Annotated in this window: 21 protein-coding genes; 10 read left to right on the top strand and 11 right to left on the bottom strand. The window is 65.0% G+C overall.

Features of this window, described 5'->3' with window-relative positions; all coding sequences use genetic code 11:
* Positions 1 to 77 precede the first annotated feature (77 nt).
* On the top strand, positions 78 to 737 hold the full coding sequence (locus YU9_RS0113430) for a DsbA family protein (RefSeq protein ID WP_027573306.1): 660 nt from the start codon (positions 78 to 80) through the stop codon (positions 735 to 737).
* Between the two features lie 80 nt (positions 738 to 817).
* On the opposite strand, the gene YU9_RS0113425 is transcribed toward YU9_RS0113430, so the two are convergent.
* From YU9_RS0113425 to YU9_RS0113415, 3 genes are all read right to left on the bottom strand, one after another.
* A complete protein-coding gene (locus YU9_RS0113425) occupies positions 818 to 1,024 on the bottom strand; it encodes a hypothetical protein (protein ID WP_027573305.1) in 207 nt (68 codons plus the stop codon).
* Between the two features lie 81 nt (positions 1,025 to 1,105).
* On the bottom strand, positions 1,106 to 2,176 hold the full coding sequence (locus YU9_RS0113420) for a phospholipase (protein ID WP_027573304.1): 1,071 nt from the start codon (positions 2,174 to 2,176) through the stop codon (positions 1,106 to 1,108).
* Between the two features lie 24 nt (positions 2,177 to 2,200).
* Positions 2,201 to 3,172, bottom strand: a complete 972-nt coding sequence (locus YU9_RS0113415) for a S1C family serine protease (RefSeq protein WP_027573303.1) — start codon at positions 3,170 to 3,172, stop codon at positions 2,201 to 2,203.
* Positions 3,173 to 3,453: 281 nt separating this feature from the next.
* Between YU9_RS0113415 and YU9_RS0113410 the strand changes: the two genes are divergently transcribed.
* The 6 genes from YU9_RS0113410 to YU9_RS0113385 all read left to right on the top strand — a co-directional run bounded on the left by YU9_RS0113410 (position 3,454) and on the right by YU9_RS0113385 (position 10,758).
* Entirely contained in the window at positions 3,454 to 4,872 is a 1,419-nt protein-coding gene (locus YU9_RS0113410) for a M20 family metallopeptidase (RefSeq protein WP_027573302.1), read from the top strand.
* Positions 4,873 to 5,134: 262 nt separating this feature from the next.
* A complete protein-coding gene (locus YU9_RS0113405) occupies positions 5,135 to 6,925 on the top strand; it encodes a peptide ABC transporter substrate-binding protein (RefSeq protein ID WP_027573301.1) in 1,791 nt (596 codons plus the stop codon).
* Positions 6,926 to 6,955: 30 nt separating this feature from the next.
* Positions 6,956 to 7,915, top strand: coding sequence for an ABC transporter permease (locus tag YU9_RS0113400; RefSeq protein WP_027573300.1), 960 nt, complete (start codon positions 6,956 to 6,958; stop codon positions 7,913 to 7,915).
* On the top strand, positions 7,881 to 8,798 hold the full coding sequence (locus YU9_RS0113395) for an ABC transporter permease (protein WP_027573299.1): 918 nt from the start codon (positions 7,881 to 7,883) through the stop codon (positions 8,796 to 8,798). Before YU9_RS0113400 ends, YU9_RS0113395 begins: the two co-directional genes overlap by 35 nt.
* Positions 8,798 to 9,793 carry an ABC transporter ATP-binding protein gene (locus YU9_RS0113390; RefSeq protein WP_027573298.1) on the top strand — a complete coding sequence of 332 codons (996 nt, stop codon included), beginning with the start codon at positions 8,798 to 8,800 and terminating at the stop codon, positions 9,791 to 9,793. Before YU9_RS0113395 ends, YU9_RS0113390 begins: the two co-directional genes overlap by 1 nt.
* Entirely contained in the window at positions 9,790 to 10,758 is a 969-nt protein-coding gene (locus tag YU9_RS0113385) for an ABC transporter ATP-binding protein (protein WP_027573297.1), read from the top strand. Before YU9_RS0113390 ends, YU9_RS0113385 begins: the two co-directional genes overlap by 4 nt.
* Before the next feature lie 115 nt (positions 10,759 to 10,873).
* Here the strand turns inward: YU9_RS0113385 and YU9_RS0113380 are convergent, their stop codons facing one another.
* The 7 genes from YU9_RS0113380 to YU9_RS0113345 form a co-directional block, all read right to left on the bottom strand.
* On the bottom strand, positions 10,874 to 11,095 hold the full coding sequence (locus YU9_RS0113380) for a dodecin (protein WP_027573296.1): 222 nt from the start codon (positions 11,093 to 11,095) through the stop codon (positions 10,874 to 10,876).
* Between the two features lie 394 nt (positions 11,096 to 11,489).
* Positions 11,490 to 12,047, bottom strand: a complete 558-nt coding sequence (locus tag YU9_RS0113370; RefSeq protein WP_008543309.1) for an HNH endonuclease — start codon at positions 12,045 to 12,047, stop codon at positions 11,490 to 11,492.
* Positions 12,048 to 12,252: 205 nt separating this feature from the next.
* Positions 12,253 to 13,230, bottom strand: a complete 978-nt coding sequence (locus tag YU9_RS0113365; protein WP_027573294.1) for a peptidyl-alpha-hydroxyglycine alpha-amidating lyase family protein — start codon at positions 13,228 to 13,230, stop codon at positions 12,253 to 12,255.
* Positions 13,231 to 13,363: 133 nt separating this feature from the next.
* Entirely contained in the window at positions 13,364 to 15,139 is a 1,776-nt protein-coding gene (locus YU9_RS0113360) for an NAD(P)/FAD-dependent oxidoreductase (RefSeq protein ID WP_027573293.1), read from the bottom strand.
* A 162-nt stretch (positions 15,140 to 15,301) separates the two neighbouring features.
* Complete coding sequence (locus YU9_RS0113355) at positions 15,302 to 16,828, bottom strand: acyl-CoA synthetase (RefSeq protein WP_027573292.1); 1,527 nt, start codon at positions 16,826 to 16,828, stop codon at positions 15,302 to 15,304.
* A 15-nt stretch (positions 16,829 to 16,843) separates the two neighbouring features.
* The gene (locus YU9_RS0113350; RefSeq protein WP_027573291.1) at positions 16,844 to 18,028 is read right to left on the bottom strand and encodes an ABC transporter substrate-binding protein; all 1,185 of its coding nucleotides are present in this window, start codon (positions 18,026 to 18,028) and stop codon (positions 16,844 to 16,846) included.
* 35 nt (positions 18,029 to 18,063) lie between these two features.
* Positions 18,064 to 19,038, bottom strand: coding sequence for a nitronate monooxygenase family protein (locus YU9_RS0113345; protein ID WP_027573290.1), 975 nt, complete (start codon positions 19,036 to 19,038; stop codon positions 18,064 to 18,066).
* A 178-nt stretch (positions 19,039 to 19,216) separates the two neighbouring features.
* Here YU9_RS0113345 and YU9_RS0113340 point away from each other — a divergent pair, with 178 nt between their 5' ends.
* Positions 19,217 to 20,104: a LysR family transcriptional regulator gene (locus YU9_RS0113340; RefSeq protein WP_027573289.1), complete on the top strand. Its 888-nt coding sequence runs from the start codon at positions 19,217 to 19,219 to the stop codon at positions 20,102 to 20,104.
* Here the strand turns inward: YU9_RS0113340 and YU9_RS0113335 are convergent.
* A complete protein-coding gene (locus tag YU9_RS0113335) occupies positions 20,101 to 20,754 on the bottom strand; it encodes a DNA-3-methyladenine glycosylase (RefSeq protein WP_027573288.1) in 654 nt (217 codons plus the stop codon). The genes YU9_RS0113340 and YU9_RS0113335 overlap by 4 nt on opposite strands.
* Positions 20,755 to 20,876: 122 nt before the next feature.
* Here YU9_RS0113335 and YU9_RS41385 point away from each other — a divergent pair, with 122 nt between their 5' ends.
* On the top strand, positions 20,877 to 21,704 hold the full coding sequence (locus tag YU9_RS41385; RefSeq protein WP_245266375.1) for a nucleotidyltransferase domain-containing protein: 828 nt from the start codon (positions 20,877 to 20,879) through the stop codon (positions 21,702 to 21,704).
* Positions 21,704 to 22,573, top strand: coding sequence for a tRNA glutamyl-Q(34) synthetase GluQRS (gene gluQRS, locus YU9_RS0113325; protein ID WP_027573286.1), 870 nt, complete (start codon positions 21,704 to 21,706; stop codon positions 22,571 to 22,573). Before YU9_RS41385 ends, gluQRS begins: the two co-directional genes overlap by 1 nt.
* Positions 22,574 to 22,663 lie beyond the last annotated feature (90 nt).

Genomic DNA, 22,663 nt, shown 5'->3' with positions numbered 1-22,663 from the left:
GCGACACTCTATATGAGCTGTAACAATTGCCGGTCTCGATCCGTATCGATAGAGATGGGACCGAAACGGGACGAGATATGGCTGGATTTGGGAATAAGGGCCTTGTGCCGACGCGACGCGTGGCGCTGACGCTGATCGGGGCAGGTGCTCTCGCGGTGGGTGGGATCGCCTCGGCGCGCGCGGCGACCGGCGATGACGAGGTGCTGACCGAAGCCAAGGTGCTGCGCGATCCCGATACGCCCGTCGCAGGCAATCCCGACGGCAATATCACCATCGTCGAATGGTCCGACTACAATTGTCCCTATTGCCGCAAGCTCGAGCCCGAGCTGCGCCAGGTCGTCCAGGACGACGGCAAGGTGCGGCTGGTGATGAAGGACTGGCCGATCCTTGGGCCGGTTTCGGTCACGGCGGCGCGGACTGCGCTCGCGGCCAAATTCCAGGACAAGTACCACCAGGCCCATGACGCCATGATGGGCGTCAGCTCGCGCCTGACCGAGCCGCGCATCAACGAGCTGCTCGCGGCTGCTGGGGTCGATATGGACCGGTTGAAGCGCGATCTCACCGGCCACGCCAAGGAGATCGACGCCATCCTCAAGCGCAACAACGACCAGGCTGAAGCCTTCGGTTTCCGTGGCACCCCGTCCTTCATCGTCGGCAAGTACCGCGTGCCCGGCGTGCTCAGCATGACCGAGTTCGAGCAGGTCATCGCCGACGCCCGCAAGGCCAAGATGAACTGACGCGCGTATCGTTGACTGTGGTCAGCACAAAGGCGCCGCCGCGGAGTTCGCGACGGCGCCTCGTTCATGATACGGCGTCGTTACTTCGACGAGATCCGAACCCAGTCCTTGTGCGCGCGATCGCGCAGCGCATCCCAATCGGCCTTGGCGACGTCCCAGTTCACGATGGTGCGATTGGTGATCGCGACCTCGCCATTGGCGACTGACGACGTCTGCATGGAATCATAGACATAGACGCCGCCCGCGAGCAGCAGCGCGCCCAGGATCATTCCGAAAAAAGTCTGCATGGCGAACCTCCGGTGACCGGCAACAACGTCGGCCTGGAGTGATGGTTCCGCAGCCATGCGGCGCATCTAAGGAGAGGTTGTTCATTTGCCATTCAGCCATTGCAGCAGCTCCGCGTTGATCTCGCGCGGATAGGTGTGGCTGAGGTCGTCGACCTCGCGATAGCTGACGTCGGCGCCGGCGGCGGAGAGCGCTGCCTGCGTCTGCCGCGCGGTCTGCGCCGGAAACATCCAGTCGAGCTTGCCGTGAGTAATGAAGACCGGCAGGCCTTGCAGGCGCGTTGCGTCCGCCATTTCCGCCATCAGCGGATGGAAGGTCGCCGAGACTGGCGCGAGGTGGGTGAAGGGCGAGGCGCGCTCGAGTCCGGTGACGTAGCAGAAGGTGCCACCGTCGCTCATGCCGGTCAGAAGCATGCGCGAGGCATCGATGCTCCAGCGGCTGCGCACCGTCTCGAGGATGCGCATGAGGTTCGGCGTGTCGGCGTCATCGCCCATCAGCGCCCAGGTCGGGCCGGTCGCGGTCGGCGCCACCAGGATCGCGCCGAGACTGCGGGCATCGCGCAGCCAGCTCCAGAGGAAGCCGCGGCCGTTGCCGCTGCCGCCATGCAGCGCCATCACCAGCGGCATTGGCCGGTCGGGCATGTAGTATTCGGGGACATAGACCGAGAAGCCGGCGCGGCTGCCGGGCTCGTTGTGGTCGTGGAAGATGCCGGTGTGCTCGCCTGCGCCGACTTGCAGTCGTGAGAGCAGATCCTCATTCTCGCGATTTGCGGTGTTAAGGAAGAAGCCGCTCACCGGCGGAAACTGCACCGCCAGGGGATACAGCGCCTCCAGCGCGCGCGGCACGTGGCGCAGCGCGCGAAACACGGCGACGAGATCGCCATTGCCGCGCTCGACCTCGCGGATGCCGGCAAAGGCGGCGAGCGTGTCGCTGCAGGCGCGGCCGAGTCGTTCGCGCAGCCCGGCGAACTGCTCCGGCCATTCGCCGATCGCGGCGAATGCGGCCTGCAGCGCCTCGTCCGGTGTGCCGATTGCGTTCATCACGGAGGCGAAGGCCGGCGGGTGCAAATGCCGCTGGAAGAAGCCGAGTGCTTCCAGCGCATTGAGCAGCGGCGGCAGCACGGCCACGATGTCGTCCACCACGGCCTCGGTCATCGCCCGCTTCCTCAAGCCCTGGGATCAGTGCAGCTTCGGCGCCTTCAGGAGCTTGAAGCGATCGGTCGAGGTCACCGTGACGTCGAAGGTGACGCCTTCATGGTGAACTGTGAGCGGCACGTCGACGCCGGCGGCGCCGAGCGCCCACATCTTCCTGTAGAAGGCGCTCTGGCTCGTGACCTTGTCGCCGTCCACGGCGAGGATGACATCGCCGGTCTTGAGCTCGGCGCGGGCGGCCGGGCCGTTGGCGGAGATCCCGATCACCACCACGCGGTTGTCGATCTCGGTCGAGAAGAGCCCGAGCCAGGGCCGCGCCGCCTTGTTGACGCGGCCGAATTTGCGCAAGTCCTCCAGGATCGGCTTCAAGAGGTCGATCGGCACGATCATATTGACGTGCTCGGCCTTGCCGTCCCGTTCGCGCTCGAGCTGGAGCGAGCCGATGCCGATCAACTCGCCGCGTTCGTTGAGCAGCGCCGTGCCGCCCCAGTTCGGATGGGCCGGACAGGTGAAAATGGCCTCATCCAGCAGATATTCCCAGTAGCCGGCGAATTCCTGCTTGGCCACGATCTGGCTCGCCACCGAGCGCGTGCGTCCGCCGGCGCCGCCGACCACGACGCGGTCGCCGATCCGGGTTGCCGCCGACGAGCCGAGCGGCAGCGGCGCGATGTCGAGCCGGCCGAGCGCTTGCACCAGCCCGAACCCGGTCTCGGAATCGAAGCCGAGCGCATGTCCCTCCACCACGCGTCCGTCGGCGCGATGCAGCCAGACCGACTCTGCCTCGGTGATGAGATAACCTATCGTGAGCACCAGGCCGTCGTCGATCACGACGCCGTTGCCGGCGCGTTCGGTGCCCAGCGTCTCGGCGCTGAAGGCGTCCGGTGGGATGATGGCGTGCAGGCCGACGACGGAGCCGAGCGCGCGGTCGAGATCGAAACCATAGTCGCTCGTCCGCGGCTGGTTCGCCGGCGGCACTCTCCATTCGGTCAGAGTGCTCATGGAGTTCTCCTGGCTGAGAGCATCACTCCGGCGGCTGGCGGAACGACGCGCGAAGCTCGCATAATTTAGGCCGGAGCAGGCCGTCTTGAAAGCCTCGTTCCCAACTATTCGTGAGAACGCCGCGTGAAATCTTCGAAAGGCACGGAAACGCCTCTTGCACGGGGGCGTCGTGCGATCCGGCACCGGCCGCATGGCTGCTGTCCGGCGGGATGCTAGGCGCCGCACAGCGAAGCTGCTAACCATTGCCGCTTCGTTTGACCTTGGGATCACGGACGACAAGCATGGACAACCGCAGCGACATCTGGCGTGGCATCGACACGATCAAGGCACGTTTCATCGATCTCAGCGACAGGGTCTGGGGCACGCCTGAGGTCTGCTACACCGAGGCGCGGTCCGCCGCCGAGCATCTTGCCGAGCTGCGCCATCAGGGATTCCGCATCACCGAGAACGTCGCCGGCATCCCGACCGCGCTGATGGGCGAGTGGGGCGAGGGCGGCCCGGTCATCGCCTTCATGGGTGAGTACGACGCGCTGCCGGGCCTCAGCCAGGAGGCGGGTGTCGCCGAGCATCGCCCGATCGAGACCGGCGGCCATGGCCATGGCTGCGGTCACAATCTGCTTGGTTCCGCCGCGCTGCTCGCCGCGACTGCCGTGAAGGACTGGCTGGCCGAGAACAAGGTGCCCGGCCGCGTGCGCTATTACGGCTGCCCTGCGGAAGAAGGCGGCGCGGCCAAGGCCTTCATGGTGCGCTCCGGCGCGTTCGAGGACGCCGACATCGCCATCACCTGGCATCCGCACAGTTTCTGGGAGGTGGCGGTGACGCCGTCGCTCGCGAATACGCGCGCCGACTTCATCTTCACCGGCCGCACCTCGCATGCGGCGGCCTCGCCGCATCTCGGCCGCTCGGCGCTCGACGCGGTGGAATTGATGAATGTCGGCGTAAACTACATGCGCGAGCACATGCCGAGTGACGCGCGCGTGCATTACGCCTTGCTCGACACTGGCGGCATCGCGCCCAACGTGGTGCAGGCCCATGCGCGCGTGCGCTATTCGATCCGCGCCCGTGATCTTCCCGGCATGAATGAGCTGGTCGAGCGGGTGTCCAAGATCGCGCAGGGCGCCGCATTGATGACCGAGACCAAAGTCGAGATGAAGATCATCTCCGCGGTCTCCAACATCCTGCCGAACGCGCCGCTGGAGCAGGCGCTGCACCAGGTGATGGAAGAGCTCGGACCGCCGCATTTCGACGATGCGGACAAGAACTTTGCCAGCCAGATCCGTGCGACGCTGAGCGACAAGGACATCGCCTCGGTCTATTACGCGATCGGCATGGAGCCGACAGATCGGCCGCTGGCCGATTTCCTGGTGCCGCTCGATGCCAAGCGCAACCCGCTTGTCGGCTCGACCGATGTCGGCGACGTCAGCTGGGTGGTGCCGACCGTACAGGTTCACGCACCGACGGTTGCAATCGGCACGCCCTTCCACACCTGGCAGGTAGTGGCGCAGGGCAAGAGCTCGCATGCGCATAAGGCCATGGTGCAGGCGGCCAAGGCGATGGCCGGGCTCGGCATCAAGGCACTGACGGATCCGGAGCTGATCAAGGCCGCCAAAGCCGACCTTCAGAAGCGCACGGCCAAGACACCTTACGTCTGTCCGCTGCCCGACCACGTCGCGCCTCCGCTCGACATGTCCGTGGCGTAGAATTTCGCCTCGATACTTCGTCTGATCCGGCGAACAAATTTTCCGCAGTGCAGCGCGGTTTCCGGCGTATTTTGGCGCCGGATTGCCGATCGCTTGGGCTGCGGAACACGGTTTTGCCCAACGGACAGCCAGAAGACCGTTTGCATACACACGGTCCCAGTTGACGTGCACCCCATTCGGTGTGCCATCTACCGCCAGCCAAACCCGGCGACCGCCTCTTGCGGCCGCCTGCATCCATACGGGAACCAGACGGGGGACAACCATGCTGGATAAAGAACTGCGTTCGATGATCGGCCAGGTGAAGGACGGGCGGATGGACCGCCGCGCCTTCATCAAGCACATGGCCGCGGTCGGTCTCACCGCCCCCCTGGCCAACCAGATCCTCGCGCTCGGCGGTGTCGCCATGGCCGAGGGCGCCTCGACCTACAAGCCGACCAAACGCGGCGGTGGCGGTGCGCTGAAGCTGTTGTGGTGGCAGGGTCCGACCTTGCTCAACCCGCATTTCGCCACCGGCACCAAGGATCAGGACGGTGCGCGTTTGTTCTACGAGCCGCTCGCCTGTTGGGATCCCGATGGCAACATGAAGCTGGTTCTCGCCGCTGAAATTCCCTCGATCCAGAACGGCGGCTTGGCCGCCGACGGCAAGTCGGTGACCTGGAAGCTCAAACCCGGCGTCAAATGGCATGACGGCACGCCGTTCACAGCCGACGACGTCGTGTTCAACTGGGAATATGCCAAGGATCCGGCGACCTCGGCACTGACGATTGCGACGCTCCGCGACATCACGGTCGAGAAGGTGGATGACCTCACGGTCCGCATCCTCTTCAACAAGCCGACGCCGTTCTGGGCCGACGCCTTCGTCGGGGCGCCCAACACCATCATCCCGAAACATCTTTTCCAGGACTACAGAGGGTCCAAATCGCGGGAGGCGCCGACCAACCTCTCGCCGGTCGGTACCGGCCCCTACAAGTTCGTCGAGTTCAAGCCGGGCGATCTCGTCCGCGGTGTGATCAATCCCGATTATCACATGCCGAACCGTCCCTACTTCGACTCCGTCGAGATGAAGGGCGGCGGCGACGCCGTCTCGGCCGCGCGCGCGGTAATCCAGACCGGCGAGTATGATTTCGGCTGGAATATTCAGGTCGAGGATGACGTGCTGCTGCGTCTGGAGAAGGGCGGCAAGGGCAAGACCGTTTATGCGGTCGGCGGAGACACCGAGTTCATAGCGCTCAACTTCACCGATCCCAATACCGAGGTCGACGGCGAACGCTCCTCGATGAAGACCAAGCATCCGTTGTTCTCCGACCCCGCCGTGCGCAAGGCGCTGTCGCTGCTGATCGATCGCGAGTCGGTCAAGAAGGCGATCTACGGCCGCGCCGGCCGCACCACGGCCAACTTCCTCAACGGTCCCGAAAAGTTCGTCTCCAAGAATACCTCGTGGGAGTTCAGCATCGAGAAAGCCTCGAAGATCCTGGACGATGCCGGCTGGAAGCCGGGCGCCGACGGCATCCGCGAGAAGGACGGCAAGAAGCTGAAGCTGCTCTACCAGACCTCGATCAACGGTCCGCGCCAGAAGACCCAGGCGATCGTCAAGCAGGCCTGCCAGAAAGCGGGCATCGACGTCGAACTGAAATCGGTCGTCGCCTCCGTGTTCTTTTCTTCCGACGTCGGCAATCCCGACACTTATTCCAAGTTCTACGCCGACATGGAGATGTTCCAGATCCCGCTGAGCCAGCCTGATCCGTCGCAGCACATGCGTCGCTATCTCTCGACCCTCGTCGCCACCAAGGAGAACAAGTGGCAGGGCACCAACTTCCCGCGCTGGGTCAACAAGGAGTACGACGCGACCATCCAGGCTGCAGACGGCGAGATGGATCCGGTCAAGCGAGCTGCGCTATACATCAAGGCTAACGACCTCATGTACCAGGACACGGTGTTCATCCCGGTGCAGCATCGCCTGAAGGTCGAGGCGGCGGCCAACAATTTGCGCCCGGTCGTTTCCGGTTGGGCCAACGAGACCGACAACCTGTTCGACTGGTACCGCGAGGAATGATCCCCCAACTCTAGACGGGGCCCTTCCCTCATGAGTCAATACGTCCTGCGTCGCCTGCTGATCGCGATTCCGAGCCTGCTCGGAATCTCGGTCGTGCTGTTCGTCGTGCTTGCGCTCGCCCCCGGCGACCCATTCTCTGAACTGGCGACCAACCCGAACGTGCCGCCTGAAGTGCAGGCCGCGCTTCGGGCCAAGTTCGGCCTCGACGATCCGATTCACCTTCGCTACCTGCACTGGCTCAACGCCATGCTGCAGGGGGACTGGGGCTTCTCCTTCGTCAGCCGGATGAACGTCGACACGCTGATCCTCCAGCGCTTGCCGGCGACGCTCTACGTGATCGGCTCGGCGCAGATCCTGGCGCTGCTGATCGCGATTCCGGTCGGTGTCTATGCCGCGACGAAGCCTTATTCGCTGTTCGACCAGATCGCCAACACGCTCGCCTTCGTGGGCTTCTCGCTGCCGACCTTCTTCACCGGCATCCTGTTCATCCTGATCTTCTCGGTCACGCTGGACTGGCTGCCTTTCGTCTATACGACCGACATCAAGGCAACGGGCATCCGCTGGGTGCTGGAGATGATCCGGCAGGCGATCATGCCGGTGGCGGTGCTCGGCCTGTTCCAGGCCGCGTCGATGACGCGCTTCGTGCGCTCGGCAATGCTCGACGTGATCAGGCTCGACTACGTCACCACGGCGCGCGCCAAGGGCCTTGGCCAGGCCAAGGTCATCGTCAAGCACGTGATGCGCAACGCCATGATCCCGGTCGTGACGCTGATTGCGTTGCAGATGCCTGCGGTGTTCGGCGGCGCCATCGTCACCGAGCAGATCTTCCGCATCCCCGGCATCGGCTCGCTGCTGATCTCCTCCATCCTTTCCAACGACACGCCGGTGGTGATGGCCGTCACTTTCGTCTTCGCGTGTCTCGTCGTGCTGTTCAATCTCATCGCGGACGTCCTTTATGGCTGGCTTGACCCTCGCATCTCCCTCCGCTGAGCGGGGTGTCTACTCGCCCTGGCGCGAGACGTGGCGGCGTTACAGCCGTCACAAACTCGCCGTGGTCAGCGCGTTCCTGCTCCTCATCCTGGTGCTGGCGGTGGTGATCGGCCCCTTCATCTGGCGCATCAAGATCAACGAGATCGACATCGTCGCGGGCATGCAGGGGCCGTCGCTCGCGCATCCCTTTGGCACCGACGATCTCGGCCAGGATATCCTCGCCCGCATGATCTATGGCGGCCGGATCTCGCTCGCGGTCGGGCTCGCCGCGATGCTGGTCTCGGTCTTCATCGGCACGCTGATCGGCGCGCTCGCCGGCATGTCGCGCGGTGCGCTCGGACACGGCCTGATGTGGCTCACCGACCTGTTCCTGTCGCTGCCGCAGCTGCCGCTGCTCCTGCTGCTGATCTATCTCTTCCGCGACGGGCTGAAGCAGGTGTTCGGCCCCGAGGGTGGCATCTTCATCCTGATCGTGCTCGTGATCGGGGGCCTGCGTTGGATGCCGGTGGCGCGGCTCGTGCGTGCGCAGTTCCTGTCGATCCGCGAGAAGGAATTCGTCGAAGCCGCGCGCGCGCTCGGCGCCAGCCCGGTGCGGCAGGTGGTGCGGCACATCCTGCCCAATGCGGTCGGCCCGGTGATCATCGCCGGCACCATCGACGTCGCCGCCGCGATCATCGCGGAATCGACGCTGTCCTTCCTCGGCCTCGGCTTCCCGCCGGACACTCCGACCTGGGGCCGGCTGCTCTATGATGCCAAGGACTTTCTCGACATCGGCCCGCACTGGGCGCTGTTTCCGGGCGGCGCGATCTTCATCGCGGTGGTCGCCATCAACTTCATCGGCGACGGTCTGCGTGACGCGCTCGATGCGCGACGGGTGATCTGATGGCGCCGCTGCTCGAGATCAAGGGCCTGAAAACCCACTTCTCCACCGACGACGGCATCCTCCAGGCCGTCGACGGCGTCGACATCTCCATCAACAAGGGTGAGACGCTTTGCGTCGTCGGCGAATCCGGCTGCGGCAAGACCGTGACCGCGATGTCGATCCTGAAGCTGATCGCGATGCCGCCGGGGCGCATCGCAGCCGGCCAGATCATCTTCGAGGGCCGCGATCTCGTGCCGCTGACCAGCAATCAGCTCGACGAGATCAGGGCCAAGGAGATCGGCTTCATCTTCCAGGAGCCGATGACCTCGCTCAATCCGGTGCTCACGATCGGCGAGCAGATCGCCGAGAGCCTGCGGCGGCATGAGAACGTCACCAGGAAGCAGGCGCTCGAGCGCACCATCGAGATGCTGAAGCTGGTGCAGATCCCCAACGCCGAAGGCCGCGTGCACAATTATCCGCATCAGTTCTCGGGCGGCATGCGCCAGCGCGTGATGATCGCGATGGCGCTCGCCTGCAAGCCGAAGCTGATCATCGCCGACGAGCCGACCACCGCGCTCGACGTCACCATCCAGGCGCAGATCCTCGACCTGCTGCAGGACATGAAGGAGCGTTTCGGCATGGCGGTGATGCTGATCACCCATGCCATGGGCGTCGTCGCCGAGACCGCGCAGCGCGTCGTCGTGATGTACGCCGGCAAGGTGGTGGAGGAGGCGCCCGTCGACGAGCTCTTCGGCAATCCCCGTCATCCTTATACACAAGGGTTGATCCGCTCGATCCCGCGCATCGACCTCGACAGCGAGCACAAGACGCGGCTCGAGGCGATCGGCGGCTCGGTGCCGATCCTGATCAATCCACCGGTCGGCTGCCGCTTCGCGCCGCGCTGCAAGTTCGCCATGAACGTCTGCACCGAGAAGGAGCCGCTGCTGCGCGAGGTCTCGCCCGGCCATCGCATGGCCTGTCACTTGGGAGATACAAGCGTGGGAGCCGCGTCATGAGCGAACCTTTGCTCCGCGTCAGCGGCCTGAAGAAGCATTTCCCTGTGCTCGGCGGCCTGTTGTCGCGCCAGGTCGGCACCGTCTACGCGGTCGACGGCGTGTCGTTCTCGGTCAATCGCGGCGAGACGCTGGGCCTCGTCGGCGAGTCCGGCTGCGGCAAGTCCACCACGGGCCGCTGCGTGCTGCGCCTGATCGAGCCGACCGACGGCGAGGTCACCTTCGACGGCCAGGACGTGCGCAAGCTCGGCGGCCACGATCTGCGCGCGATGCGGCGGAATATGCAGCTGGTGTTCCAGGATCCGTTCGCCTCGCTCAATCCGCGCATGACGGTCGGTGCCATCCTCGGCGAGGCCTTCACCATCCATAATCTCGCGACCTCAGCCAAGGAGCGTGAAGAGCGCGTCGCCGGCCTGCTGGTCAAGGTCGGGCTCAAGGCCGAGCACATGCGGCGCTATCCGCACGAATTCTCCGGCGGCCAGCGTCAGCGCATCGTGATCGCGCGCGCGCTCGCGGTCGAGCCGAAGCTGATCGTCTGCGACGAGCCGGTCTCTGCGCTCGACGTGTCGATCCAGGCGCAGGTCATCAACCTCCTGGAAGACCTCCAGGCCGAGCTGAACCTGACCTATCTGTTCGTCGCCCATGATCTCTCGGTCGTCGAGCACATCTCCGACCGCGTCGCGGTGATGTATCTCGGCCGCATCGTCGAGCTGGCCAAGGCCAGCGACCTCTACCGCAACCCGCAGCATCCCTACACCAGGGCGCTGTTGTCGGCGGTGCCGGTGCCCGATCCAAAACTCAAGCGCGAGCGCATCCGTCTCAAGGGCGACGTGCCGAGCCCGATGAAGCCGCCGTCGGGCTGTCACTTCCACACCCGCTGTCCGATCGCACAGCCGCGCTGCGCGGAAAGTGCGCCGGCGCTGAAGGAGGGGGCGGGCGGCCACTTCGTGGCGTGCCACCTCGCCTGACGTGCGCGAAGCGATTCAGCCAGAAGCGTACGGTGCTGGCTGACGGCGGGTCGATGGTGGGCTCTGAGAGCACCGTCGGCGAGTCTTGCAGATGGCATCCAACGTGGGGCCGCAGTCACTCTTCGAGCGTGAAGCCTACGCGCAAGGTTACTTGATAGTGGCCGACAGTACCGTTCTCGATGTGGCCACGAGTCTGCACCACCTCGAACCACCTCATCTCGCGAATGGTCTTCGACGCGCGGCTGATGGCGTTCTTGATCGCGTCGTCGATCGAGGTTTCGGACGATCCGACCAGGTCCAGGATCTTGTAGACGTGATCGTGCTCGGCTGCGGGCATGATGGCCTCCCTCGGTTGGGCTGCGCCACGCGTCGACGCGTGTGCTCCCATTTGAACGAGCGCCAGGCGGTCCGGTTCCGTCCTGCGCGATGGCCCGCATGGGCCAGCCGAGGTGGAGCGGCCAACGTTCGCCTGCTAAGCGCTGTTCATGGATTCGACGCGGCGCGACGGGACGATCGGCTCTCTCTACCTCTGCGTGACGGCGTTCGGCTGGGCGTTGAACTGGCCGCTGATGAAGCTGTTGCTGCAGCAATGGCCGCCTCTGTTCGCGCGAGGCCTTGCCGGGGTCTGCGCCGTCTGCCACCGACCACCGCCTCGACCGGCATGCTGATCGCTCACGCTCGGCGGCGTGACGCTTGCCTTGCAGCGGGCGTAACGCGCGGAGGCTCGCGTCCTACGGATCCAGCTCCGTATCCCAGTACAGATAGTCGAGCCAGCTATCGTGCAGATAATTCGGCGGGAAGAGACGGCCGTTGCGGTGGAGCTGGTGCACGGTCGGCGCGAACGCGCTCTGGCGCGGAAACATTTTTGCTTGCGCCGGCGTCAGGTTGCCCTTGCGCAGGTTGCACGGCGAGCACGCCGCGACCACGTTCTCCCAAGTGGTCTGGCCGCCTTTGCTGCGCGGGATGATGTGATCGAAGGTGAGGTCTTCGGGCGAGCCGCAATATTGGCAGGCGAAACGATCGCGCAGGAAGACGTTGAATCGGGTGAAGGCGGGATGGGTGGTCGGCTTGACGAAGGATTTGAGCGAGACGACGCTCGGCAGCTGCATTTCCAGCGTGGGACTTCGAACCGCCTGATCGTAATGCGCTACGATGTTGACGCGGTCGAGGAACACCGCCTTGATCGCGTCCTGCCACGACCATAACGACAGTGGGTAGTAACTCAGCGGCCGGAAGTCCGCATTCAGCACCAACACCGGCCAACTGCCTTGCGAGACATGTGCGTTCAAGTAACGCTCCCGGCCTCCAATGTACGCTGCGAAGCAGCATGTATTGACATACTACATGCAGCGTGACGGGATTGTGAAGCCCGTTGAGCGACTTATTCAAGCGCAAGCAATGCGGCGGCGGGGTGGCAAAAGTGCTCAAAAAGCCGCGATCCCAGGGGGCGCACGGAACCGCCCGCCCCAGCAGGGGCTCGCCTTGCCATGGCAGCTACGCCCGTACCCGCTCCAGCTTCTGCAGGCACCGCGTCGCGCGCACCGCGGCCGGCATCTCCTCGTCCGGAAAGCTGGTCTCCCAGTTGGTGACGCCGACCTCGCCGACATAGATGTCGCCCCTCGAATCCAGTGCGACCCCATGCGGCGCGAGGAATTTGCCGCTGGCAACGCCCGGGCCCTCCTCGCCGCCAAGCCGTGCGATGCGATTTCCCCTGGCGTCCACGATCGACAGCCGCGGGCCCAGATTGGGCACATTGCGGTTGATGGCAAGGCCGGGGCCGAGCTCGCCGATCAAAAAGGTCGGGTTCTTGGTCCCGCCACAGCGGCACAGCGCGCAGGGGCGGTGCAAATTGTTCCACTGCGTCTCGTATTTCCCCTCGCCGTCGAACACCTGCACCCGATGGTTCTCGCGGTCGGCGACATAGACCCAGCCGTCGGCATCGGTGGCGATATTGTGCACGATGTTGAACTGGCCGGGGTCGGTGCCCGGCTCGCCCCAGCTCTTGATCAGCTTGCCGTCGGGCGTGAACTTGTGCACGCGCGCATTGCCGTAGCCGTCGGAGACGTAGATCTCGCCCTTCGGCGACAGCGCGGTGTGGGTGCAGCGGTGGAACGGCTCGCCGCTCATGAACGGCGCCGGCTTTGCGGGGATGCCGATCGTCAGCTGCACCTTGCCGTCGGTGGTGCATTTGCGCACGGTGTGGTCGCCGTCGTCGGTGCAATAGAGATTGTCGTCGGCATCGATGTGCAGGCCATGCGCGCGGGAGAACAGTCCTTCGCCAAAACTGCGGAGGAAATTGCCCTCGCGGTCCAGCACCACCATCGGATGGGCGCCGCGGTTGAAGACGTAGATCTGGTCCTTGCTGTCGACCGCGACCGAGGCGACGTCGGTGAGCTGCCAGCCGTCGGGCAGCTTTGCGAAGTGTTCGACGACGCGGTAGCGGTGCTCGCCGCTGCCGAGAATGGCTGGCATGTGTATCTTCCCTCAATTCCCTATCGGGGCTGCGATGCTATCTCCACGTTGTCATTGCGAGCGCAGCGAAGCAATCCAGAATCCCTCCGCGAAGACAGCCTGGATTGCTTCGCTGCGCTCGCAATGACGGAGTTCAAGTTGCACCCACCTCACGCCCCAGGACTCCCTGCTCGATCGCCTTGATCTGCAGCGCGAGATATTTCGAGTTGATCCGGCATTGCGCGAGGCTGCCGGCGATGAACCAGAGGCCGGGCTGCTTCGTGCGCGCATACATGTTGCGCAGCTCAAAGCCGTCGCCGAAGCCCCAGATCGGGCCGACGCGGTCGGCGATGGCATCGCCGAACAGCTTTCGCACGAGGTACTCCTGCGGCTTGTAGCCGGTCGAGAGCACGATGAGGTCGGCCGCAATGATCGAGCCGTCCTTCATCCGCGCGCCTTCGGTGACGAAGCTTTCGATCTCGGAAAACTGCCTGAGCTTGATCTTGCCCTCGACGATGAGGTTGGAGCAGCCGACATTGAAATAATAACCGCCGCCGCGGGTGAGGTATTTGAACTGCCAGCCGGTGCCGGCCTCGCCGAAGTCGAGCTTGAAGCCGACGCGGGTAAGGCCGTCGAGCAGCTCCTTGTCGAGCTGCTTCGACTGCTCGGTCAGCATCACATGCGTCTTCCTGGCGAGCGGCGTCGGCATCGAGGCTGCGATCAGATCATTGTCCTCGAGCGTGCCCTCATTGTAGGTGGCGTAGGCGAGCTGCGCCGACGGCTCGATATTGGTGACCAGCGTCGGCGAGCGCTGGACCAGCGTTACCTCGGCGCCGCTGGAATGGAGGTCCTGTGCGATGTCGTGGCCGCTGTTGCCGGTGCCGATGACGATGGCGCGCTTGCCTATCCAGCTCTCGCCGTCCTCGTAGCGGCTGGAATGCACCAGCGTGCCCTTGAAATTGTCGAGAGTCGGAATGTCTGGAATATTGGCGATGCCGCTGACGCCGGTCGCCATGATCACGTGATGCGGATGCATGGTACGCCGGCTGCCGTCGGCGCGCCGCAGCGTCACCCTCCACTGCCCATTGGCCTCGTCATAGGCGCCATCCTCGAACTCCGTGCCGGTCCAGAAGTTCAGCTCCATCGCGTCGACGTAAGCTTCGAACCAGTTGGCGAGCTTGTCCTTGGGGATATAGACCGGCCAGCTCGGCGGGAACGGCATGTAGGGGAGGTGATTGACCTGCACCTGGTTGTGCAGCGTCAGTGCGTGATAGCGCTTGCGCCAATTGTCGCCGATCCGCATCCCGCGATCGACGATCAGGGTATCGACCTTCAACTGCTTCAGCCGCGCCGCGATCGCGAGGCCGGCCTGGCCGCCGCCGACCACCAGCACGGCCGGATCGTGGTCGGCGTAGCCGCGCGAGGCGTTGCGCTGGTCGAGCCAGTTCGGCCCGCGGAAATCGCGCGAATAGGCCTGTCCCCGCGGCCGCGAGGTACCGAGCTGTTCCTCGAAGCCTTTCAATTCATCGAGCGCAGTGAGCAGCGTCCATGCCTTCAGTCGGTCGCCGTCGGCGGCATCAGGGACGAGCCGCACGATGCCGCTGCCGCGGCCGATCGAGGTCTCGAAACTGAAGATGGCTTCGATGTTGTTCGTGCCGGCCCGCATCACCCACCGCGGCGGCGCCCGGTTGGGTGCGATCTCGAATTTGGCTGGTGCCGCCTTGGGCGCGAGCGCTGCCAGCGCTTGCGTAATCGTATCGCGGCCCGCGACCGTCTGCAGGTTCCAGCTCAGCGCCAGCACGTCGCGCCAGAAGCCGTCGGTGACGAAGAGGGGAACCAGCGCGGCGGGATCGGGCTTGCCCAGCGTGCGCTCGAATGCGTCGAGCCAGGCCTGTGCGGCGATGGAAATATCCTGCGTCCGGTCCAGCATGCGCGACCTCATGGCCGTCTTCGCGGCGTTTCCTCTGAGATCGAACGCTATACGGTTTCGCCGCCGGCCAAAAGCGGCGAACCCGAGCGAGGCCGGCATGCGGCCCTGCTCGGACGGAATATGACCGGCATTCCACTCGCGCGGATGCTGGCCGGAGAACGTCTAAGCGCCGCCCCGCCTCCGATCTGCCCAATAAGGATCGCGCAGCTTGCGTTTGAAGATTTTTCCGGTTGCCTCGCGGGGCAACGCATCCAGGAACTGGACCTCCTTCGGCACCTTGAAGTTGGCCAGGCGCTCGCGCAGAAAAGCCTGCACCGCGTTGGCAGAGAGCTGTGCGCCGGCTTCCGGCTCGATGCAGGCGCACAATCGCTCGCCATATTCCGCGTCCGGAATGCCGAACACGGCGCAATCGCGTACGCCAGGCATGGCGATCAGCGCGTTCTCGATCTCGGCGGGATAGATGTTGACGCCGCCCGAGATCACCATGTCGCGCTTGCGGTCGCACAGGAACAGATAGCCGTCCTCGTCGAGATAGCCGACGTCGCCGACGCTGACGAGGCCATCGCGCCCGGCCTCGGCGCGGGCCTGAGCCTTGCCGTGATAGTCGAAGTCCGGCACGGCGGTCTGGCGCATGTAGATCTCGCCAACCTCATTGACGTCGCAGAGGCTGCCGTCATCGCGAAAAATCTTGACGATGCCGCCTTCGATGGCGCGGCCGACTGTGCCGGGCTTCTTCAACGCCTCCTCGGCCGAGTGCCAGACCGGGATGCCGGTCTCGGTCGAGCCGAAATATTCGTTGATGACCGGTCCCCACCAATCGATCATGGCCCGCTTGACCTCGGGCGGGCAGGGCGCCGCGCCGTGCACAACGAAGCGCAGCGACGACAGGTCGTAGCGCTGCCTGACCTCCTCAGGCAGGCGGAGCAGGCGGACAAACATGGTCGGCACCATGTGGATATGCGTCACACGGTGGCGTTCGATCAGCGCCAGCAGCTCCTCGGCGTCGAACCGTGCCTGGAGGACGATGGTGCAGCCGTTGCGGAAGGCCATCATGCCGTAGGAATGCGGCGCCGAGTGATACATCGGCCCATTGATCAGCACCACCTGGCCCTCGCGCGGCTTGATGCCGTAGGCGATCGCGCCAACGCGTTCGGAGGCGGCGGCCTGTTCCGGCTGCATCGGCATGCGCCGCACGCCTTTCGGCATGCCCGTGGTGCCGGAGGTGTAGATCATCGCCGCGGCCCGGCGCGGCGGCTCCTGCATTTCCGGATGGCCATCGCGCCAGCGATCCCAATCGGTCAGTCCCGCCGGGACGTGGGTCAGTTCTGGGGGAATGGCGAAGGTCGCCGCGAGCTCCGGCGGCGTCGCGACGACGAGCAGGCGGACATCCTCCGGAATGCCGCCGCGAATTTGCGGCAGCAGGTCGGCGTGGCAGACCAGAATCTTCGCGCCGCTGTCGGTCAGGATGTAACGGACCTCCTCGGCCTTGAGGTGCCAGTTGATCGGCACCACCGGGCTGCCCAGCGCGGCCGAGGCCGCAACCACCTCGAACAGCGCAAAATCATTGCGCAGCATCATCGCAACCGGGTCGCCCTCGGCGAGCCCGAGCGCGCGAAAGCCGCTCGCCGCGCGTCTGATACGCGCCTGGATCTCGTCGTAGCCGATCCGGCGTTCACCGCTGATGATCATTGTGTGTCCTCGAGTCTAGCGATCGTCCAGCACGTCGCCGAAGCCCACCCAGCTCTTGCCGTTGAAGCGGCGGAGCTGAAGCTGCTGGAACGGCAGATAGTCGTCGGGGCCGGTCGAAACCGCCATGCCCGGGAGCAACAGCGGCAGCTTCACCTCCTTCAGCGAGGCCGCCTGGCGCATGATGTTGTCCCGGCTGAAATCATCCTTGCACGCCTTCAGCACCGTCATCAGCAGCGTCGCATAGTGATAACCGGCCGCGTAGTTGGAATTGGAGAGGTCCGCGTTCGGCATGTATTGCTTCATGAAGGTGAAATACTCCTTCACGCCGGGATCGCTGGCCCATTGCGGGTCCATCGTGTCCTTCTGATTGCTCGACGAGATCAGGCCGACGGCGTTGTCGAGGCCCGCAGGCTCCAGGAACGAGATCGACGAGGCCGAGGTCGGCACGAAGAACAGCTCGGGCTTCCAGCCGATCTCGGCCACGCCCTTGATCATCTGCGAGGTGAACTTGCCGAGCACGACGCCGAACAGCACGTCTGCCCCTGACGCCTTCAAAGTTGAGAGTTGCGAGCTGATCGTCGGCGCGCTGGTCTCATAGGTCTGCTCCGCAACGATCATGCTCGCTGCCTTGTCGCCGAGCGCGCGCTTGAATCCGGCGACATAGTCGCGGCCGAAATCGTCGTTCTGGGACAGGATGGCGATCTTCGCGTCGGGCTTGGTGCGCAGCACGTGCTTGGCATAGACCACGCCCTCAGATTCGTAAGCGGCCATGCCAGGCATGGTCCACGGGTATTTCTGCGGATCGGCCCATTTTGTCGCGCCCGAGAGCACGAACAGCTGCGGCACCTTCTTGCCGTTGAGGTAGCGCTGCACGGCGCTGTTGGTGGCGGTGCCGAGCGAACCGAACATCATCAGCACCTCGTCCTGCTCCACCAGCTTGCGGGTCTGCTCGACCGTCTTCGGCGGCGAATAGGCATCGTCCAGCGTGATGAACTTGACCTTGCGGCCGTTAATGCCGCCTTCGGCGTTGATCTTCTCGAAGAACGCCTCCTGCGTCCGTCCGATCGCGCCGAAGCCGGAGGCCGGGCCGCTATAGGGCAGGGTCTGTCCGATGCGGATCTCGCCCGTGCCTTCGGCATGGGCGCCGCCGCCGCTGAGCGCCAGCAGGGACAGGCCGAGCAATGCGGCTGCCAGCTTCATGATGTCCTCCCGTTTTATGTTGACAGTCCGAGACGTCAGGCGCTCACGCGCATCAGGAAATCGCGCCTCGCTTGATCGAATTCACCCTTCATGCGATCGACGAGCTCGGCGACGGGAGGGACGTCGGTGATCTGGCCGATGCCCTGGCCCGATCCCCAGATGTCGCGCCATGCCTTGGATTTCATGTTGCCGCCGGAGCCGAAATTCATCTTCGATTTGTCGGCGGCGGGAAGATTGCCCGGGTCGAGCCCGGCGGCGGCGATCGAGGGGCCCAGATAGTTGCCGTGCACGCCGGTGAACAGGTTGGTGTAGACGATGTCGTGCGCGGCGTGCTGTGTCAGCGCCGATTTGTAGGCTTCATCGGCATTGGCTTCCTTGGTCGCAATGAAGCGCGTGCCCACATAGGCCAGGTCGGCACCCAGCGTCAGCGCGGAGGCGATGCCGAAGCCGTCGCTGATCGCGCCCGACAGCAGGATCGCGCCATCGAACCATTGCTTGACCTCGCGCACCAGCGCGAAGGGCGACAGCGTGCCGGCATGTCCGCCCGCGCCGGCGCAGACCAGGATCAGGCCGTCGACGCCCTGCTCGGCGGCTTTGCGCGCATGCTTGACATTGATGACGTCGTGGAACACCAGCCCGCCATAGGAGTGCGCGGCCTCGACGATCTCCGCCGGCGGCCGCAGCGAAGTGATGATGATGGGCGCCTTATGCTTCACGCAGGTCTCCATGTCCTTCATCAGCCGGTCGTTGGAGGCATGGCAGATCTGGTTGACGGCGTAGGGCGCGACCTTCTTGCCGGGATTGCGCGATCTGTATTCGCCGAGCTCGTCCTCGATCCGGCTCAGCCATTCGCCGAGCTTCTCGACCGGGCGGGCATTGAGCGCGGGAAACGAGCCGACCACGCCCGCCTTGCATTGGGCGATCACCAGCTCCGGGCCGGAGACGATGAACAGCGGCGAGCCGACCACGGGCAGCTCGAGCGAATCCTTCAAGAGAGTGGGCAGCGCCATCATGTCCTCCCGAAACGCGGTCCCGCCGGCGGGCGGATGACGAGGCGTTTCCCTGTTGATTGTCGCCCGGGCGGATCGCCGCCCGTGTTGCGGATTTGATCCCACTATAAGGTTGGACGGCGCGCTCCGGCCGTTCAATAATGAACGGATGGTCATTCGGATATGAACGGGACAGCCGATGGACTGGGACCTTTGCAAGACCTTCGTCGCGGTCGCCGATACCGGCAGCTTCACCGCCGCCGCCCGCCGGCTGCACACCAGCCATCCCACCGTCAGCCGCAAGATCGCGGCGCTGGAAGCCCAGCTCGGCACCCGATTGGTGGCGCGCGCCACCGACGGCCTGGCGCTGACGGCAGATGGAAGGACGTTGCGCGAGCACGCCGAGGCGATGGCGGCCGCGGCCCTACGGGCCGAGACCGCGGTCGCAGCGGGAGGACACAAGGCGCGCGGCATCGTCAAGCTGTCGATCGGCGCGACGCTGGCCTCGCACTGGCTGATGCCGCGCTTGCCGGCCTTCCTGCGTGCGCACGATCATATCCAGCTCGAGATCATCACCCATCCGTTTCCGGCGAGCGTGCGCCGGCGTGAGGCGGACGTGGTGCTGCGGCCTTTCGACAGCGGGGAGGAGAACCTGGTCGGCCGCAAGATCGGCCGTCTCGGCACGGGCTTCTATGCCTCGCGCGATTATGCCGCCGGGCGGTCCTTGCCTGAACGCCGTGGCGAGTGGAAGGAGCACAGCGTCATCGGCTTCGCCGACCAGGCATCCAATGCGCAGCTTGCGCGCTGGAGCGACGTCGTCACGCGGCAGGCGAGGGTGGTGATGCGCTGCTCGTCCCAGGGGGACATGCTGGCGGCGGTCCGCGCCGGGATCGGAATCTCGGCGCTGTCGTGCTTCGTCGCCGAAGCCTATTCCGATCTCGTGCGCGTCGCGCCGCAGAAACTCGCCAGCGTCGCGGATCTCTGGCTGCTGGCCCATCCCGATCTCGTCGAGCTCCCGGCGGTGCGCGCAGTGGTCGATTTCGTCGCCGAATGCGCCCGGGTCGACCGCGCGAGGCTGCGGGGTTAGCCTGATGCCGCGAGCACGCCCTCGCGTTTCTTCACGGCACGATAGTAGCTCCACCACAGATGCGCGGCGGCGCCGCGCAGCGGGCGCCAGGGTTCGGCGAGCGGCGCCATCTGCTTCTCCGTCGGCCGCGCCTTGAGGCCGAGCCCGATGCGGATGCCCTCCTGCACGGCGAGGTCGCCCGCCGGCCAGGCATCGCCGTGGCCGAGGCAGAACAGCAGGTAGACGTCGGCGGTCCAGGGGCCGATGCCCGGCAGCGCGATCAGCGTGTGATGCGCGGCGTCGGCATCCTCCTCCGCGAGCACGTCGAGGTTCAGTCGCTGCGCGGTGATCTCGCGGGCGAGATGCTTCAGCGTCTTGATCTTGGCGGCGGAGAGGCCGAGCCGCCCCAGCCGGTCGGTGCGGGCGCGGCGGACGGCGTCATGGTCGAAGGGATCGAACGCGGCCGACAGCCGTCCCCAGATCGCCGCGGCACTCGCGGTCGAGAGCTGCTGCCCGCAGACGATGTGTGCCAGCCCCGTAAAACCCGGCTCGCGCCGCCGCAGGGCCGGCATGCCCGCGAGCTCGAGCACGGGTTTGAGACGCGGATCGCGCTTGATCAGCGCGTGGACGGCCTCTTCGAGATCGGACTGGGTTTCGAGGTGGATGGTCATGAATTCATCGGCTCGCCGCGATGCGGATTGGTGTCCTGTGGACGGCTTGGGACGATAAGATTAAGACCATACTATCGGAATCCCGGAAGCGTTCGATGACTTTGAGAAGTATTCCCGTGGAGATGGACGGCGAGAAAGTCGCCCTGATCGATGCCATGCTGGATCGCGTCGTCGACGAACACCGCGTCTTCCTGCCGCTGGCCATCGAAAGCGGCAGCCGGGCCTGGGGTTTTGCCTCCCCAGACAGCGACTATGACTGCCGTTTTGTGTACGTGCGTCGCGCGGTCGATCACATTACGCCTTGGGTAAGTCGCGACGTGATTGAACTCCCGTTCGAGGGGGATCTCGATACCAATGGATGGGACTTGCGCAAGGCGTTGCAACTCCTGTTGAAGGGAAATGCGGTGATTGTGGAGTGGCTGTGCTCGCCCGTCGTTTACAGGGGGCAGGCATGGTTTCGCGAAGAGTTTCTGGCGTTTGCCAGAAAGGCCGCGAGCCGGGAGGCCGTTTGCCGGCACTATCTTCATCTCGGAGAGCGTCAGCGCCGGGTCTATTTTGGGGACGGGACGAGCGTCGCGCAAAAGAAGATCTTCTATGCACTTCGGCCCGCTGCCGCTTTGCGATGGCTGCGCATGCGTCCAACCGAAGCCGTCGCGCCGATGCATTTCCCGACCCTTATGGAGGAGTGTGATCCGCCGGGCGAATTGAGAGCGGAGATCACCAGTCTCATGGAGCGGAAGGCAGTCTCGCACGAACTCGGCTCTGCACCTCTGCCGCGTGCGGTCGCCAACTTCATCGATTCGGAATTCGAGCTGGCGCGCGGGATATTCGAGGGAGGTGGAGCGGGTGCATCGGAAGACATGATCCTTCGGGCGGAGCAGTTTTATCGCGACGTGGTCGAGCGCCTCGAGCGGGAGAACGGCGCCAGTTTTCCGTTTCGACCCGTCTGATGCCACCCGTTTTCCGATTTGCCCCGAGCCCGAACGGCTTCCTGCATCTCGGCCACGCCTATTCCGCGCTGCTCAACTTCGATCGCGCGCGGCAGACCGGCGGGCGGCTGTTGCTGCGGATCGAGGACATCGACGCGGCGCGCTGCCGGCCGGACTATGAGACGGCGATCTACGAGGACCTCGCCTGGCTCGGAATTGCCTGGGAAACGCCGGTGCGCCGGCAGTCCGAACATCTCGCCGACTATCACGCCGCGTTGGAAAAGCTCTCTGCGCTCCGTCTCCTCTATCCGGCCTTCGAAAGCCGGGCCGAGATCGCAAAGCTGGTGGCCGCGCGCGAGGCCGGTGGGCCGTGGCCGCGTGATCCCGATGGCGCGCCGCTTTATCCCGGTGATGCCAAATCGCTGTCGGCTGACGAGCGGACACGACTGATCGCCTCGGGCGTGCCCTACGCGCTCCGGCTCGACATGGCGGCCGCCTGCCGCCGCGCCGCCGGCCTGAGCTGGAACGAGCTCGGCGAGGGGCCCGATGGCGAGCGCGGCATCGTCCCGGCGCGACCGGAGGCCTGGGGTGACGTGATCCTGGGCCGTAAGGAGACGCCGACCAGCTACCATCTGTCTGTTGTCGTCGACGACGCGCTCCAGGGCGTCAGCGAGATCGTGCGGGGCCAGGACCTGTTTTACGCCACCTCGGTGCACCGTTTGCTTCAGGTCCTGCTCGGCCTGCCCGAGCCCGCCTATCGCCATCACCGGCTGATTCGCGATGAGGCGGGTCGGAAGCTCTCGAAATCGAGCCGTTCGACCGGTCTGCGCGAATTGCGCGCGGCCGGCGTGACGCCTGCCGTTATCCGCCAGCTGGTGGGATTAGGTTAAGTTTCTCTGGGGGTTAGCTTAAGGTCGCCGTGACTCCGGGCGTTCCTCCGTGTCATGCTTGGCCAGCGCGGGGTTCGAAGAGGGTACTTC

Source organism: Bradyrhizobium sp. WSM1743 (genome assembly GCF_000473065.1).
Classification (GTDB): Bacteria; Pseudomonadota; Alphaproteobacteria; order Rhizobiales; family Xanthobacteraceae; genus Bradyrhizobium.
This window is presented reverse-complemented; position numbering and strand designations above follow the sequence as displayed.